The organism is Amycolatopsis nivea, assembly GCF_004522235.1.
In the GTDB taxonomy this organism is placed as follows: Bacteria; Actinomycetota; Actinomycetes; order Mycobacteriales; family Pseudonocardiaceae; genus Amycolatopsis; species Amycolatopsis nivea.
Genome location: NZ_SDLT01000048.1, coordinates 35,421 through 49,971, shown reverse-complemented (window position 1 = coordinate 49,971; position 14,551 = coordinate 35,421). Strand labels below are relative to the sequence as shown.

Genomic DNA, 14,551 nt, shown 5'->3' with positions numbered 1-14,551 from the left:
CGCGCGGAAGGTTGGCACGGGGTTGGCGTGCGGCGTCACTCCTGCCGGGCGACGGCGAGTCGGCCGGCGGCGATGGCTCGGCGGGCGTCGTCGCGGGGGAGCGAGCCGAGGGCGTGTTCGTGGATTTCCGCGTCGTACCAAGCACGTTCGCCGTAGGCCAGTGCGGGTTCCGGTGCCTCGCTGGCCAGCACCGCTTCGCGCATGGTCACTTCGAGGTGGTCTCGCCAGCGCACGATGCCGGGTGCTTCCGACTGCGGCAGCAATGGACCGCGGTACAACCGCACGGCTGTGGCCAAATCCCGGCGCTCCAACGCTTTCAGCACGTCCACCGCGTCGCATTCGATCGGCACCGTCGAGGCGTAGCGGCGGGCGGTGAGGACGCCGCCGAGCGCGTTGCGCAGGTGTGACGCCTCCGCGCGCACCGTTGTCGTGCTCACCATCCGGTCGCCGTACAGCGCTTCGCGCAGCGCGTCGAGCGAGTATCCCTCCGGCTGCAGCGCCAGCAGCGTCAGGATTTCCAGTTGCCGTGGGCGCAGGTTCAACCGGACCCCGTCGCGGACCGCGGCGGACACTCCCAGCGCTGACACTCGCAGTCCGGCGGGCGACACCGCGGGCAGCCCGGACTCGATGGCCGAGACCAGCGATCGCACCGTCGACATCGCCAGCGGATGCGAACGGTCCCAGGTGCTCGACAGGTCGAGGACGCCGAGCACCTGGCCCCGCGCGTCCCGGATGGGGGCGCAGTAGCAGACCCAGCCGTGCAGCGCGGCCACCAGATGCTCGGCCGAGAACACCGCGCTCGGCCGTCCGGTGCGCAGGGCGAGCGACAGCGCGTTGGTGCCCATCGCCGTTTCGTCCCACCGTCCGCCGGGAGCGAAGTTGACCTGCTCGGCCCGCCGGCGCATCACCCGGCCGCCGCAGGTCCACAGGATCGTGCCGGTTTCGTCGGTGACCGCGGCGATGAAGCCCGCGTCGTCGGCGACGGTCCGCAGTTCGTCCTCGACGCGCCGCACCGGCTCGCGCAGCGGCGACCCGGCCCAGCGCGGCCGGACCACGCCGCCGTCGGCGACCGGTGCGCTGCCGGTCGCGGGGTCGACGGTGGGCAGCGACCTGATCCACGATTCGGTGACCTCGTGGCGGAGCATCAGGTCGCCGGAATCGGCACGGGGCGCCTTCCGCAGCCGGGGCACCACCTCCGCCCACCGCTGTTCGAGATCGATCCTGCGCCGCCGAAGGGCATCGAGTTCGTGCATGGACATCCCGACGTCGTCGTCTTGCGTGCCGGCCATCCATCCTCGCAAGCGCCCTCGCCGTGCGCACCTGTCCGATCGGACAGGTGCGCACGGCCGCGAAGGAGGGGGTGCCGCCGCCGGCGGGGGCTTACCCTGGAGAGCCCTCCGCCGGGCGGCGGAGGGGTTACCCTCGTGCAGGCATCACGCTCCTCAGCAGGTCGGGAGGTCCCGATGCTCCGACTCGCGGAAGGCGCTGCGATCACCATGGACCACGGGGCGGGCGAGGGCGGGCCGGGGGAGCTGTCCGGCCCGCAGGCCGTCGGCGCGCACCCCGCGCGCGAACCGGCGGGGCTGGCGAAGTTCCACGCCCCGGAGATCGTCTTCGGACCCGGTTCCCTGGCCGAGCTGGGCCACTGCACGCTGCGGGTCGGCGCGCGCCGCCCGTTCCTGGTCACCGACCCAGGGCTGATCGAAGCGGGCTGGGTCGACGAGGCCGTCGGGCACCTGCGGCTGGCCGGGCTGGCCCCGGTCGTCTGGCACGGCGTCACGCCCAACCCGAAGGACCACGAGATCCAGAGCGCCTTCGAGCAGTACTGCGAAAGCGGCAGCGACGTGATCGTCGGCCTCGGCGGCGGGTCGTGCATCGACGCGGCGAAGGGCGTCGCGATCCTGTCCGGCAACGGCGGGCGCATCCTCGGCTACGAGGGCGTGGACAAGGTCGTGCACCCGATCCCGCCCACCGTCATGGTGCCCTCCACCTCCGGCACCGGCGCGGACGTGTCGCAGTTCGCCGTCGTCACCGACACCAGCCAGCACGTCAAGATCACCATCATCAGCCGGACGCTGGTGCCGGAGATCTCGGTGATCGACCCGCGGCTGCTGACCACGATGCCGGACTTGCTCAACGCGGCCACCGGCCTCGACGCGCTGACCCACGGCATCGAGGCGTTCGTGTCCAAGGCGCACAACCCGCTCACCGACAACCACGCGCTGCAGGCAGTCGGCCTGATCACCCGCAACCTGCTGCGCACCCAGCTCAAACCGCGCGAAGCCGAGGCGCGCACGGCGATGGCGCAGGGTGCGCTGGAGGCCGGGATGGCCTTCACCAACGCGATCCTCGGCGCCACGCACGCGATGAGCCACCAGGTGGGCGGTCTGCTCGACGCGCCGCACGGCGTGGTCAACGGAGTGCTGCTGCCGCACGTGATCCGGTTCAACGCCGCGCGCGAGCCGGAGCGGTTCGTCCCGCTCGCCGCGGCCGCCGGCATCGACACCGCGGGCCTGCCCGGGCTCGAAGCCGCGCACCTGCTCGCCGACCGCGCCCGCCGGCTCGCCGACGAGGTCGGCGTGCCGCGCGGACTGGCCGGGCTCGGCGTCACCGAGGACAAGATCCCGACTTTGGCCCGCACCACGATGAAGGACGCGTGCCTGGCGACCAACCCGCGCCAGGCCCGGGTGGAAGACATCGAGGCGCTGTTCCGGGCGGCGCTGTGAACGATCCCGAACGAACCACGGCCGACCTGGGCGTCCTGACCGGGGTGCGGTCCGGCAAGCGGTCGTTCTATCCGGAGTACATCCGCTCGACCGAACGGGTTTCGCGGGCGGTCGAAGCGCTCGACGGCATCTCCCGCGCGCTCGTGCGCACCGCGGAGGGGCCGCGGGCGCTGGTCGAAGCGGTGCTCCGGGCGGCATCGGAGCACCTGCAGGCGGACTGGCTGCTGCTCGCGGTCGCGGACGGCGCGTTGCGCGCGGCGCGGCCGAGGTTCGTGCTGAACGTCGGCGGGACGATCGTCGACGACCGGGCGGACGTTCCCGAGGAGGTCCTCGAACATCTCGACGTGCTGCGGACCCGGCCGTGGGAGCTCGACGGGTGGCCGCACCGGGACGGCCTGGTCCGCGCGACGATGACGCTGGACGACGAGCCGGTCGGCGGGATCGTCGCCCGGCCCGCGCCGGGGCTGGAGATCGCCGCCACCGACGTCGCCATCCTGCGCGTGCTGGGCAACCAGGCCGCGGTCGCGCTGCACAACTCGTTCCTGTTCCACGCCGCCGCCCAGCTGCGCGGCCGCACCGAACGGCTGTCCGAGGCCGCCGAACGCCAGGCCCGCGACCTCGCCGCGCGCAGCGCCGAGCTGGCCCAGACGCAGGAACGCCTGGTCGAGGTCATGCAGCGGCAGGTGCTCGACGACGAACGGCACCGGATCGCCCGCGAACTGCACGACAGCGTGGCGCAGTCCGTGCTGGGCGCGGGCATGACGATCGAGGTCTGCCGGGCCGAACTGGCCGCGCTGGGCGGCCGGGCCGCGGAGATCGCCGGGCAGCTCGCGCCCGCCAAGGAGCTGACGAGGCAGGCGGTCGAGCGGCTGCGCGCGTCGATTTACGCGCTGCACCACACTTCCGGCGAAACGCCCGGGCCGTTGCCGGTGCTGCTGGAACGACTGTCCACTGTGCACGGACTGACCGAATTGTCGGTCCAGGTGCGGGTCGCGGGCAGTCCGGTGGCGCTGCCGCCGCGGGCGGAACAGTCGCTCGTGCGGATGGCAGGCGAGGCGTTGTTCAACGCGGCCGCGCACGGCAAGGCGGAGCGCGCGCTGGTGCGCCTGCAGTACCGGCCGGACGGCTCGGCCGTGGTGCTCAGCGTGTCCGACGACGGCGACGGCGATCCCGCGCAGATCCGCCGGGCGCTGCGGCTGACGAAGGCGGCGGACCTGTCCGGGCGGCACCGCGGCCTGGCGAACATGCTGGCCAGAGCAGAGGAACTGGGCGGGGAGCTGACGATCCGCCGCTCCCGGATGGGCGGGATCCGCCTGCAGGTCCGGGTGCCGCTGCCGGTGCCCGCGGAATGGGAGGCGCCCGATGACGGCTGAGCAGACTGTGCCCGCGGAGGCCGCCAGGCCCGTGCGGATCGTGCTCGTGGACGACCACGCGATCGTCCGGCAGGGCCTGCGCTCGCTGCTGGAGCGCGAAACCGACCTGCAGGTCGTCGGCGAGGCCGGGGCCGCGGACGAGGCGCTGGCGGTGATCGAGTCCGCCCGGCCGTCGATCGTGCTGCTGGACCTCAAGCTGTCCACCGGCGCGGACACCGAAGGGCTGGACCTGTGCGCCCGGCTCACCCGGCGCTATCCGGACCTGGGAGTGCTCGTGCTGACGACGTTCCTCGACGACGCGCTGGTGGTCGACGTGGTCCACCACGGCGCGCGCGGTTACGTGGTCAAGGACGTGGACACCACCGAGCTGCTGCGTTCGATCCGCGCGGTGGCGCGCAACGAGAGCGCGTTCGATTCGCGGTCCGCGGCGGCGATGGCGCGTTCGATGCGGGTGGCCCGGGAACGCCCGTCGTTCACCGACCGGGAGCTGAACGTGCTGCGGCTGCTGGCGAACGGCCTGAGCAACCGCGTCATCGGCGGCAAGCTGTACATCTCCGAGACCACGGTGAAGTTCCACGTCCGCAACATCATGCGCAAACTCGACGCCAGCAGCCGGGCCGAAGCGGTCTACGAGGCCAGCAAAGCGGGCGTGATCTGAGACGGCCGGCCCGCCGCGGACGACACCACGCGGCGGACCGGCCGGACCGGGTTCAGCCGACCAGCGGGCGGCCGAGCGGGAGCCCCTTTCCGCCGGTGGCCAGCGAGGCGACGTGGAAGAACAGGTAGACGCCGACCGCGACGAACGCGAACACGCCGACGCCGCCTGCGGTCTGCAGCGTCGCGGAGCCCTGGGCCGTGGCCGTCAGCACCAGCGCGAGCGCCACGTCGACGAGCACGAACAGCAGCGTGAACGCGAGCGGCAGCCGGAGCGTGGCGAGGGTGAGCAGCACGATGGTCACCAGCCACGAGATCAGGAACAGCTCCTGCGTCGCGGTGACGTTCGCGGCCGGGACCGCGAACCAGCTGTGCAGCAGGCCGAACACCAGTACCGCGTAGCTGAGCCAGAAGCCGGAGAAGACGCCGAAGATGCCGGCGACCGCGTTCTGCCCGAGCGCCGCCGCCCACACCGCCGACACGAGCTGGCCGATCCCGGTGGCGACGAGGATGATCGCCAGCGGCGCGCCGACCGCGGCGGCCGGGACGAAGCCGACCAGCGTGAGCCCGAGCGCGATCGAGCCGACGAGGAAGGTCGGCACGCCGATGAGGGCCGGATCGCCGCCGAGCGGCGAGGGCGCCGGGTCCGGTTCGGCGGCCGCGTGGGAAACGGGGACGTCGATTTCCGCTGCAGTCATCACTTCCTCCTTAGGTCGCCGCGCACCGTTGCGCGGCAGTCAGCGGGGATGCAGCACGAGCCAGCCGCCGTGGTGCTCGTGCACGCTGAACCGGCGGCCCGAGCGGACCCCGAGCCGGCGCAGCGCGGGCAGGTCGAAGACGCGGACGTGCCCGTACTCCTCGGCGGGCTCGTCCTCGAACGGCACGGCGAGCACCACCGGCCCGCGCGCCAGCCGCGTCGCCTCGCGCACGATTTCCTCGCCGACGTCCGGGTCCAGGTGCTCCAGCAGGTGCAGCAAGGTCACGGTGTCCGCGGACGCGTCCGGCAGCGGCAGCCGGGCCGCGTCGCACACGAGCGTTTCCACCGGGAGATCCCGCCGTGTCGCGTAGGCCTCGAGCAGTTGCATGGCGCCGGCCGACACGTCCGAGGCGACCACCTCGTTGCGGCCGCGTCCGGCGAGCAGCAGGGCGAAAAAACCGAAACACGAGCCGAGGTCCAGGACGCGGCCGGGCGGCGTGAGGCGCAGCGCGTGCTCGTACACCGGCGCGAATCCGGCGATCACCGAGCGGCCGGGCAGGCGCGGCGGCTCCCGCAGGCAGGCGCGGATCCGGTGGAGAGTGTTGTCGTAGAACCGCAGCCACGCTCGCATCGGATCGTCCACAGTGGACTTGACGACGCCGGTGAACGCGTGCTCGAAAACCTCGGCCCCGGACAGCCAGCCGGGTGCGAAGAGTTCGTCGGCCAGCAGCCCGGCCAGGTCGTTGTCGAGGTCCTCCGGGCGCAGCCGGTGCCGCAGTTCCACCCGGCGGCCGTCCTTGTGCAGGCTGAAGTGCTCGGTCCGGACCAGCGGCGCGGGGCCGCCCTGCCCGGCGGTTTCCCGGACCACGGCGAGCGGCCGCGCGAAGTACGCCCCGGCGAGGACGGGGGCGAGCGGGTCGAGGAAGCGGCCGGCGGTGCTCGGCGCGGTCGTCGTCATCCCAGCACGTCCTCGGCCAGCCGGAACGCCGCCCGGTCGAGCCCGGCCAGATCCGCGGCGACCTGCACGTGGTCGCAGAACTCCGCGTACGCGGGCAGATCGCATCCGCCGAGCCGCCACGAATACCGCGGTTCCGGGGTCAGCCACAGGGTTTGCCGCACGCGCCGGGTGATTTCCTCGAACACTTCGAGCTTCGGATCGTTGCCGTTGCCGCGGCCGTCCCCGAGCACCAGCAGCGTCGTGCGCCGGTTCAGCGCGGCGCTGTGGTCCTCGATCAGCTGCTCGAACGCCCGTCCGTAGTCGGAATTCGCGTCGACGTCCAGCAGTCCGCCCGCGGGCAGCCCGTCGAAAACCAGGCCCAGCGCGCGTTCGAGCGGGTGCTCGGCGAACAGTTCGGTGATCTCGGCCGGTTCGTCGACGAACGCGAACGTGCGCACCTGACCGAAAAGCGACTGCAGGCCGTGCACCAGGTGCAAGGTGAACCGGGCGGTGGCGCGCACCGAAAGCGAAACGTCGGCGAGCACGAGCAGCCGGGGCTTGTCCTCGGCCCGCGTGACTGTCACCGGCCGGAACGGCACGCCGTCGTAGCGCATGTTCCGCCGCATCGTGCGGGCCGGATGCACCCGGCCGCGCAACGTGTTGCGCTTGCGGCTGGTCAGCGCGCCGCGCAGGGTGTGCGCCAAGCGCCGCAACGATTCTTCCAGCTGCGCGCGCTCGCGTTCGTCGACCCGCTCGGCCCGGGCCGCCTCGACAACCCGTGTCTCCACCGCGGTTTCGGCGAGTTCGGCCAGCTTCTCCAGATGCCGCCGCAGCAGTTCCGGGAGGTCTTCCAGCACCCCGGCCAGCCCGGGCGGCAGCTGCGCGAGGTCTTCTTCCGCGTCGTTCAGCCAGCCGAGCAAGGCGTTCTCCTGGGCGACGGTCAGCTCGACGTCGAGCCGGCGCCCGGTGGCGGGCGCGAGTTTGCCCGGCACCCCGGCGTTGTGCAGCGACGAGGTTTCCAGCTGCACGCTCGGCGCGGCCGTGCCGCCGGACGCGCTGTCCTTCGAAAGCACGATCTCGTCGGTCATCGCGGCCAGGTCGATCTTGTTCGCTTCCTGGTGCAGGTTGTACTGCTGGGCCAGGTCCTGCTGGTCGAAGTAGTCCCGGATGTCGGCGGGCTTGCCGTGGCTGTGCCCCTGCTCGGGGGTTTCGGACGGCTCCGGCGAGACGGTGAACGTTTCGAGTTCGCCGGTGTCGGACAGGTCGTCGTGGCCGTGCCCGTGCCCGGTTTCTTCGCGCAGCCGCTCGATTTCCCGCAGCGAGAAGTAGGCGTCGAACGCTTCCTCGAACAGTTCGTCGTCCCGCTGGTCCTTGACCAGCGTCATCCGCAACGCCTCGCGCAGGGTGGCGCGCTCGGCGAGGACCCCGGCCTGGGCCGCCGCGCGCATCGCGTCGGTCGCCTCGGAGACCGACATGCGCAAACCGAACAGGCGCAGCAGGCGCACGAACCGGTGCAGGCTGCTCTCCACGGCCGCCGCCTCAGACCGGACGCCGTCGGGTGAACGCCTCGAACGCCCGTCCGCCCTGACCGCCGCTCGACCGCTGCGCCGGGCCGGAGCCTGGAGAGCCGTAGTAGTTCTCGTCGTGGCGGCCGGGCTGGTCCTTGGCCAGCCGCGCCGCCCGGCCTCCGTCGTCCTCGTGGTGCGAATGGCCGTCGTGGTGACCATGCCCGTGGCCATGTCCGTGCCCGTGGCTGTGCGGCAGTTCGGCGGGCAGCTCGCGGTTCGGGTCGACCAGATCCGGCAGCACCTGCAACGCGCGCCCCAGGTCGCGTTCGTACTTCAGCACCACATTCGCCGTCTCGGCCAGGACTTCCGGCGACAGCTCCTCGACGCCGAGCACGGCGAGCGTGCGGGCCCAGTCGATGGTTTCGGAGATGCTCGGGCTCTTGCGCAGCCGCAGCCCGCGCAGCTTCCGCACCACCTCGACGAGCGTGCGCGCGGCCGCGTCGGGCAGCCCGGTTTTCTTGGAACGCAGGATCTCCAGTTCGCGTTCAGTGTCCGGGTAGTCCAGGAACAGGTGGAGGCAACGCCGTTTCAGCGCGGCGGAAAGGTCGCGCGTGTTGTTGGACGTGAGCACCACCAGCGGCGGGACCTTCGCGACGTAGGTGCCGACCTCCGGCACCGAAACCTGGTACTCCGCAAGGCATTCGAGCAGCACCGCCTCCAGCGCCTCGTCCGCGCGGTCGACCTCGTCGATCAGCAGCACCGCCGGTTCCTCGCCGCGCACCGCGTCCAGCAGCGGCCGCGGGGCGAGGAAGTGGTCGGAGAAGAACACGCTGTCCTGCGCGTCGATCCGGGCGACCGCACTGGCCAGGTCCGGCGCGTCGGCGATCACGTCGCCGATTTTCTCGCGCAGCATCTGGATGTAGAGCAACTGCTTGCCGTAGTCCCACTCGTAGAGGGCTTTCGTCTCGTCCTGGCCCTCGTAGCACTGCAGCCGCAACAGCCTGCGGCCGGTGACCGCGGCGAGGATTTTGGCCAGTTCGGTTTTGCCGACGCCGGCCGGGCCCTCCAGCAGCACCGGTTTGTCCAATGCGGACATCAGATAGACGGTGGCGGCCAGCCGGCGGTCCGCGATGTAGCCGGCGCCGGCGAACCGGTCGGCCACCTCTTCGATCGAGCCGAACCGGGCGTGGTCGGGGATTGCGGTGGGCACGTCGCCTCCGGTGCGTCGAAGTCGGGAAGAAGCGCGGCGGGGCCGGAGCGAGCCCCGCCGCGCGGGATCAGCCGAGCAGGTCGTCGAGATCGCCGTTGAGGCAGTGGTCGACGACCGGGCGGACCGTGTCGAAGGTGCACTCCTTGGCGTTGCCCGGGGTGCACGCGTCGCCGAGGACGTGGTTGGTGATGCGGTCCACGTCGGCGTCGTCGCCCTTGATCACCTTCGCCCGCTCGTAGTACTTGGTCGGACCCTGGCCCAGCCGGTTCTTCGAGTAGGAGTCCGCGGTGACGTCGGTGAACTTCTCCGGGATGCCCACGTCGCGCAGCAACCGGATGGCCGCGGCGAGCGCGGCGTCGGCGGCCTGCACGTCGGTTTTGCCGTAGGTGTCGACGCCGAGCGCCTCGGCGATGTCAGCGAACCGCTTGTACGCGGCCGGCATGTTGAACGCCCACACCCGCGGCAGCGCGATCGCGTTGTTCAGGCCGTGATGGGTGTCGTAGAACGCGCTCACCGCGTGCGAGATCGAGTGGATGATCCCGAGTCCGCCGGAGTTGAACGCCTGCGCGGCGATGTACTGGGCGTACATCATGCCCTCGCGGCCGGCCAAATCCTGGCCGTTCCACACTGCGGCTCGCAGATTCTGGCCGGTCAGCTTGATCGCGTGCAGCGCGTTTCCCAGCGACGGCTCGAAATTCAGCCGGGACACGTACGGTTCGGAGGCGTGCGCCAGCACGTCGAAACCGCACTGTGCGGTGTAGTCGATCGGGCAGTCGTAGTAGAGAACGGGGTCGTCGATCGCCAGCGTGGTCACCGACGCGTCGTCGAACGCCACGTACTTGTGCGGGTTCTCCGGATCGGTCGTGGTGTCAGTGATGACGTAAGCCCACGACGTCTCGGAACCGGTGCCCGCGGTGGTGGAAACCGCGATGTGCGGCGGGTTCTTCGGGTTCTCGGATTTGTTGAAGCCCTCGAACTCGTTGACGTTGCGGCCGTCGTGCGCGACCGAAATGCGCGCGCCCTTGCAGGCGTCGTGCGAGGAACCGCCGCCGATCGAGACGAACGAATCGCACTTGTTCTCCTGGTACAGCGTCACGGCGTCCATGACGTTGTAGTCCTTGGGATTCGACTCCACCTGGTCGTACACGACGACCTCGAGACCGTGGTACTTCATCGACTCCACGATCTTGTGCACGATGTCCGTCCCGCGCAGGCCGGACGTCATGACGAGCACCTTCTTGAACCCCATCTTGAGGGCTTCCGGCCCGATCAGCTCGTGCGAGCCGGGACCGAGCAGCGCCCGCGGGAACGGGTGGAACTCCTTGATGGGAAACGGTTTCAACAGCTCATCGACCTGCATGATCGCACTGGTCCTCTCGGCACGTCCGGGCGACGTGCGTGCGGCGGGCGGCTGCTCTGGCAAGAGCACGGACAACCGGAAAGCTAGGCGCGCCATCGCGGTCCGGGAACCCGGCGCGGGCCGATCCCGGCCGACCGGAGACCCCGCTCGGCACGATCGGACGGGGCCTGCCTGCCCGATCGGCCAGGTGCGCGGTCGAGGACCGCGAGCGAGTCCGTGGTACCTGCCCGCCCGGACAGGTACGGCGCGCCCGATCGCACGGCGAGAACCGGGTCCGGGCCGACCTATCGTCGGTCGGCGGACCAGCCCGCGCCCGAAACCCGAGGTGATGCCCGATGACGTCGATCGCGAGTACCCGCCCCGCCGCGCGCCGCCGGCTGTCGCGCCGGGAACGGGCGCACGTCGGCGGGATGGCCGCGTTCATCGCCCTGCTGCACGTCGTGGGCTGGGGCGTGCTGCTCCTGCTCGTCGTCCCCGGCCACTACCGGATCGGCGCGGGGGTGTTCGGCGTGGGAACCGGGCTGACCGCCTATCTGCTCGGGCTGCGGCACGCCTTCGACGCCGACCACATCGCCGCGATCGACAACACCACGCGCAAGCTGATCGCCGAGGGCAAACGCCCGCTCTCGGTGGGATTCTGGTTCTCGCTCGGGCATTCCACCGTGGTGGTCGTGCTGACGCTGCTGCTCGCGTCCGGGATCCGGACGCTGGGCATCGAACTGACCGACGACGGGTCGCCGCTGCGCACGTTCGGCGGCCTGATCGGCACGGTCGTGTCCGGCGGGTTCCTGTGGCTGCTCGGCATCGTCAACCTGGTCGTGCTCGCCGGGATCGTGCGCGTCTTCCGCCGGATGCGCCGGGGCGACTGCGACGAGGCGGCACTGGACACGCACCTGGAGAACCGCGGTTTCCTCACCCGGATCCTCCGTCGGACGATGCGCGCGATCTCCGCGCCGTGGCAGATCTACCCGGTCGGCATCCTGTTCGGGCTCGGCTTCGACACGGTCAGCGAAATCGCGCTGCTGGTGCTCGCGGGCACAAGCGTGGGCGCCGGACTCCCTTGGTACGCCGTGATGTGCCTGCCGGTGCTCTTCGCGGCGGGCATGTCGCTGCTCGACACCATCGACGGCTCGTTCATGAACTACGCCTACGGCTGGGCGCTGTCGCAGCCGCTGCGCAAGGTCTACTACAACCTGACGCTCACCGGCCTGTCCGTCGCGGTCGCGCTGCTCATCGGCACCGTCGAACTGCTGTCGGTACTGGCGGAGAAGCTCGGGCTGACCGGCGGGCTCTGGGACTGGGTCGCCGGACTCGACGTGAACCGGATGGGATTCGGGATCGTCGGAGTGTTCGTCCTCGGCTGGGCGATCGCGATCGGAGTGTGGAAACTGGGGCGGCTCGAAGAGCGATGGCCGGTCCCGGCCGGTGCGGAGGCCGCTGGCGGAGAGGGATCGGATCGCCCGGGCTGAGCCGCTGGGGAAAGACGCGGGAGCCCCCGCTCGGCAAGGGCTCCCGCGTTCCGGATCAGCAGGCGTTGAGCTTCCAGTAGTCGGCGTTGTCGTTGGCGCCGGGGATGTTGGCCAGGTTCGGCACGTCCCCGTACGGCGGGACCTTGATGAGCAGCTTGTCGGGCGCGAGCACGACGTCGTTGTAGACGCAGATGGTGCGGTTGCCGTTGTTGATGATCGACGACAGCTGGTTGCGCTTGTTGCCGCTGGACGCGGGCGGGTTGTTGAAGTCCCCGGACTGCGTGCTGTTGTAGTTGAGATGCCAGCCGGTGGTGCCGCGGTTGTAGTTGGCGTCCTGGTAGAAGCAGTAGTAGCCGGCCGGGCACGGCGCGGTGGCCGCGGAGGCCGGGGCCGCGGCAAGGACGGTGCCGGCGGCGGCGCCGGCCACGGCGGCCGCGAGCGCCACTGCGGAGCGGATCGTGGGCATGTGGGTTTCTCCCCTCGAAGCGGTCGCCACCGGAGCGGGCGACCGGACGAGCACTACGCTGCCGGGATCCGTCCCCGTCTCGTCCTCGCGCCGTCCTTCCGCAGGTCAGCCCCGATGAAGATCACGTCTCCGCGGAGGAGGTCCGGACCGCGCGGTGTCGGTTGGCGAGGCCGTTGCTGGCTACGCGCGCGGTCGTGCCGGTCTGGGCGAGCCACCAGTGGCCGCGATCACGGACAACCGGGTCCGGGTCGAAGGCGGCCGGACGGTCGTCGACTGGACGCCGAACAACGTCGCGCCGCACCGAGAACTCGTCGCCCGGATGCGGCGGCTGGTGCGCAAAGCGGGATACCCGTTGCTGTTCACCCAGCGCATGGGGATCGAGACCAACTCCCACATGTGCGGCACCGCGGTCGCCGGCCCCGACCCGGCGACCAGCGTCCTGGACGCCTCGTGCCGCAGCCACGACGTGGAGAACCTGTGGCTCGCCGATTCGTCGTTCTTCCCGTCCTCGGCGGCGGTCAACCCGGCACTGACGATCGCGGCGAACGCGCTCCGGATCGCGACGTCGGTCGCCGGGGCGCCCCAGGGCTTGCCCGGCCTCCTCTAGCGCAGCGGCGCGGGGAACCGCTCACGCCCGTCAGGCGCTGATCATCGTCACCACGCCGGACGTCACGATCAGCCCCACGATCGCCCGGTCGAACACCAGGCGCGGGACCCGGCCGATGAGGCGGCCGCCGAGGATGTTGCCCGCCAGGGCGGCCAGGACCAGGACCGGCAGGCGGGTGCCCAGGTCCGTGGTGTCGAACTGGCCCGCGGTGACCAGGAGGAGCAGGGACAGGCAGTTGGTCACCACGAAGTAGCCCGCCAGGTCGCCTACGAAGGTTCTCGGAGGGACTTTCGCCGAGGCCAGCAGGACGGCTGGGGGCGCGCCGTTCAGCGAAGTCGTCGTGGAGAGGTAACCGCCCAGCAAGCCGGCGATCGTTTGCTTCGCGGGGGTCGCCGGGTGGGCGTCGCGGGTTGGGCGCAGGAGCAGGCGCAGGCCGGAGAGCACGACCACGGTGCCGGCCAGGATGCGGAGAGCGTGCGGCTCCAGCAGGTGCAGCGTGAGGGCGCCCGCGGCGGCACCGGGGAGGCTTGCGGCGCCTAGGACGGCCACTCGGCGCCAGGCGATGTGGTCGCGTTCGCGGTGGAGCACGGCGAGCCGGGTGATCATGGTGGTGATCAGGTTGATCACGACCACCTGCGGCAGCGGGAGTCCGATGAGCAGCAGCAAGGGCGTGCCGACCAACGACGCGCCGAATCCGGTCAGGCCGCCGATGAAGCCGGCGAAGGCGACGGCTAGTGCGCCGAGGATCATGAGGCCGCCTGGTGGGGGAGCGAGCAGTCGGGGGAACGGGTCATGTGACCACCGCTTGGCCTACCAGGGCAAGGGAAAGCACCGCGAGGAGTCCCAGCACGATCCGGCGGGCGTCGCCGCGGGCGTGGCGGTACAGCCAGCTTCCGGCGGCGACTCCGGCCAACGCCAGGGGGAGGAAGAGCGCGGTCTGCAGGAGGACGTCGCTGGTGAGGAGGCCGCCGGTGCCCGCGGTGGCGACTGTCATGGTGTCCGCGGCCAGGAAGAAGACGACCAGGCTCGCGCGGTTGACCGTCATCGGCAGCGGGGACGCCAGGTACATCAGGACGACTGGCGGGCCGCCCATGCCGCAGGCGCCGTTCAGGACTCCGAAGGCGGTGCCCATGCTCGCGCACGCGCCGCGGCCGGGCAGGCGGCGGGTTCGGCGGCTCAGGGCCAGTGCCAGTGCGGAGAGTCCGACGACCAGGCCGACGGTCAGTCTCGTGGCGCGTTCGGGCAGCGCGGCGAGGAACCAGATGCCGATGGGGAGTCCGAGGAGCGCGCCGGCCAGGAGCCAGCGGACGGACGGGCGGTGGGCGTCGGACCAGGCCTTGGGCAGCAGGGTCACGCTGGACGCTATTTCGAGCAGGAGCGTGCTCGGGACGACGGCCGGGGGCGGCAGGACCAGGCAGAGGCAGCTGACCCACACCAGGGACGCGCCGAAGCCGGAGTAGCCGCGGATCAGGCCTCCGGCGAACAGGGCGGCGACGGCGAACGCCATCGCGGCCGGGGACAGCTGCCAGAAGGTCATGGACGGC

General features: G+C 71.3%; 14 protein-coding genes. 5 read left to right on the top strand and 9 right to left on the bottom strand.

Going from position 1 to position 14,551, the window contains the following annotated elements; all coding sequences use genetic code 11:
• Positions 1–35: 35 nt before the first annotated feature.
• On the bottom strand, positions 36–1,289 hold the full coding sequence (locus EIZ44_RS38425) for a GAF domain-containing protein (RefSeq protein ID WP_205673438.1): 1,254 nt from the start codon (positions 1,287–1,289) through the stop codon (positions 36–38).
• Between the two features lie 174 nt (positions 1,290–1,463).
• Between EIZ44_RS38425 and EIZ44_RS38420 the strand changes: the two genes are divergently transcribed.
• From EIZ44_RS38420 to EIZ44_RS38410, 3 genes are read left to right on the top strand one after another with little or no spacing between them, the layout of a single operon-like run.
• Positions 1,464–2,726 (top strand): iron-containing alcohol dehydrogenase, encoded by a 1,263-nt coding sequence (locus tag EIZ44_RS38420; RefSeq protein ID WP_200864500.1) that lies wholly within the window; start codon positions 1,464–1,466, stop codon positions 2,724–2,726.
• Positions 2,723–4,099 (top strand): MadS family sensor histidine kinase, encoded by a 1,377-nt coding sequence (locus EIZ44_RS38415; protein WP_134666191.1) that lies wholly within the window; start codon positions 2,723–2,725, stop codon positions 4,097–4,099. Before EIZ44_RS38420 ends, EIZ44_RS38415 begins: the two co-directional genes overlap by 4 nt.
• Positions 4,089–4,757 carry a MadR family response regulator transcription factor gene (locus EIZ44_RS38410; RefSeq protein ID WP_134733952.1) on the top strand — a complete coding sequence of 223 codons (669 nt, stop codon included), beginning with the start codon at positions 4,089–4,091 and terminating at the stop codon, positions 4,755–4,757. Before EIZ44_RS38415 ends, EIZ44_RS38410 begins: the two co-directional genes overlap by 11 nt.
• Before the next feature lie 52 nt (positions 4,758–4,809).
• Here the strand turns inward: EIZ44_RS38410 and EIZ44_RS38405 are convergent, their stop codons facing one another.
• The 5 genes from EIZ44_RS38405 to mdo all read right to left on the bottom strand — a co-directional run bounded on the left by EIZ44_RS38405 (position 4,810) and on the right by mdo (position 10,465).
• Complete coding sequence (locus EIZ44_RS38405; RefSeq protein WP_205673437.1) at positions 4,810–5,451, bottom strand: GPR1/FUN34/YaaH family transporter; 642 nt, start codon at positions 5,449–5,451, stop codon at positions 4,810–4,812.
• Between the two features lie 39 nt (positions 5,452–5,490).
• The gene (gene mftM, locus EIZ44_RS38400; protein ID WP_134733951.1) at positions 5,491–6,408 is read right to left on the bottom strand and encodes a mycofactocin oligosaccharide methyltransferase MftM; all 918 of its coding nucleotides are present in this window, start codon (positions 6,406–6,408) and stop codon (positions 5,491–5,493) included.
• Positions 6,405–7,916 carry a VWA domain-containing protein gene (locus EIZ44_RS38395; protein ID WP_037814405.1) on the bottom strand — a complete coding sequence of 504 codons (1,512 nt, stop codon included), beginning with the start codon at positions 7,914–7,916 and terminating at the stop codon, positions 6,405–6,407. Before EIZ44_RS38395 ends, mftM begins: the two co-directional genes overlap by 4 nt.
• Before the next feature lie 10 nt (positions 7,917–7,926).
• A complete protein-coding gene (locus EIZ44_RS38390) occupies positions 7,927–9,105 on the bottom strand; it encodes an AAA family ATPase (protein WP_134733950.1) in 1,179 nt (392 codons plus the stop codon).
• A 67-nt stretch (positions 9,106–9,172) separates the two neighbouring features.
• Entirely contained in the window at positions 9,173–10,465 is a 1,293-nt protein-coding gene (mdo, locus tag EIZ44_RS38385; protein WP_134666197.1) for an NDMA-dependent methanol dehydrogenase, read from the bottom strand.
• A 335-nt stretch (positions 10,466–10,800) separates the two neighbouring features.
• Between mdo and nicT the strand changes: the two genes are divergently transcribed.
• Complete coding sequence (gene nicT, locus EIZ44_RS38380; RefSeq protein ID WP_134733949.1) at positions 10,801–11,934, top strand: Nickel transporter NicT; 1,134 nt, start codon at positions 10,801–10,803, stop codon at positions 11,932–11,934.
• Between the two features lie 55 nt (positions 11,935–11,989).
• Here nicT and EIZ44_RS38375 read toward each other — a convergent pair whose 3' ends face one another.
• Positions 11,990–12,400 (bottom strand): peptidase inhibitor family I36 protein, encoded by a 411-nt coding sequence (locus EIZ44_RS38375; RefSeq protein WP_037814400.1) that lies wholly within the window; start codon positions 12,398–12,400, stop codon positions 11,990–11,992.
• Between the two features lie 217 nt (positions 12,401–12,617).
• Between EIZ44_RS38375 and EIZ44_RS38370 the strand changes: the two genes are divergently transcribed.
• Positions 12,618–13,007, top strand: coding sequence for a GMC family oxidoreductase (locus EIZ44_RS38370; protein ID WP_205673436.1), 390 nt, complete (start codon positions 12,618–12,620; stop codon positions 13,005–13,007).
• A gap of 30 nt (positions 13,008–13,037) precedes the next feature.
• Here the strand turns inward: EIZ44_RS38370 and EIZ44_RS38365 are convergent, their stop codons facing one another.
• Together EIZ44_RS38365 and EIZ44_RS38360 are read right to left on the bottom strand one after the other, a co-directional pair.
• Positions 13,038–13,757 (bottom strand): sulfite exporter TauE/SafE family protein, encoded by a 720-nt coding sequence (locus tag EIZ44_RS38365; protein WP_037814390.1) that lies wholly within the window; start codon positions 13,755–13,757, stop codon positions 13,038–13,040.
• A gap of 40 nt (positions 13,758–13,797) precedes the next feature.
• Positions 13,798–14,544, bottom strand: a complete 747-nt coding sequence (locus EIZ44_RS38360; RefSeq protein WP_037814389.1) for a sulfite exporter TauE/SafE family protein — start codon at positions 14,542–14,544, stop codon at positions 13,798–13,800.
• Positions 14,545–14,551 lie beyond the last annotated feature (7 nt).

Coding starts and splice junctions, on each gene's coding strand:
- EIZ44_RS38365 (WP_037814390.1), bottom strand. CDS start 13,757: ATGATCCTCGGCGCACTAGCCGTCGCCTTCGCCGGCTTCATCGGCGGC.
- EIZ44_RS38425 (WP_205673438.1), bottom strand. CDS start 1,289: ATGGCCGGCACGCAAGACGACGACGTCGGGATGTCCATGCACGAACTC.
- EIZ44_RS38360 (WP_037814389.1), bottom strand. CDS start 14,544: ATGACCTTCTGGCAGCTGTCCCCGGCCGCGATGGCGTTCGCCGTCGCC.
- EIZ44_RS38410 (WP_134733952.1), top strand. CDS start 4,089: ATGACGGCTGAGCAGACTGTGCCCGCGGAGGCCGCCAGGCCCGTGCGG.
- mftM (WP_134733951.1), bottom strand. CDS start 6,408: ATGACGACGACCGCGCCGAGCACCGCCGGCCGCTTCCTCGACCCGCTC.
- mdo (WP_134666197.1), bottom strand. CDS start 10,465: ATGCAGGTCGATGAGCTGTTGAAACCGTTTCCCATCAAGGAGTTCCAC.
- EIZ44_RS38405 (WP_205673437.1), bottom strand. CDS start 5,451: ATGACTGCAGCGGAAATCGACGTCCCCGTTTCCCACGCGGCCGCCGAA.
- EIZ44_RS38420 (WP_200864500.1), top strand. CDS start 1,464: ATGCTCCGACTCGCGGAAGGCGCTGCGATCACCATGGACCACGGGGCG.
- nicT (WP_134733949.1), top strand. CDS start 10,801: ATGACGTCGATCGCGAGTACCCGCCCCGCCGCGCGCCGCCGGCTGTCG.
- EIZ44_RS38375 (WP_037814400.1), bottom strand. CDS start 12,400: ATGCCCACGATCCGCTCCGCAGTGGCGCTCGCGGCCGCCGTGGCCGGC.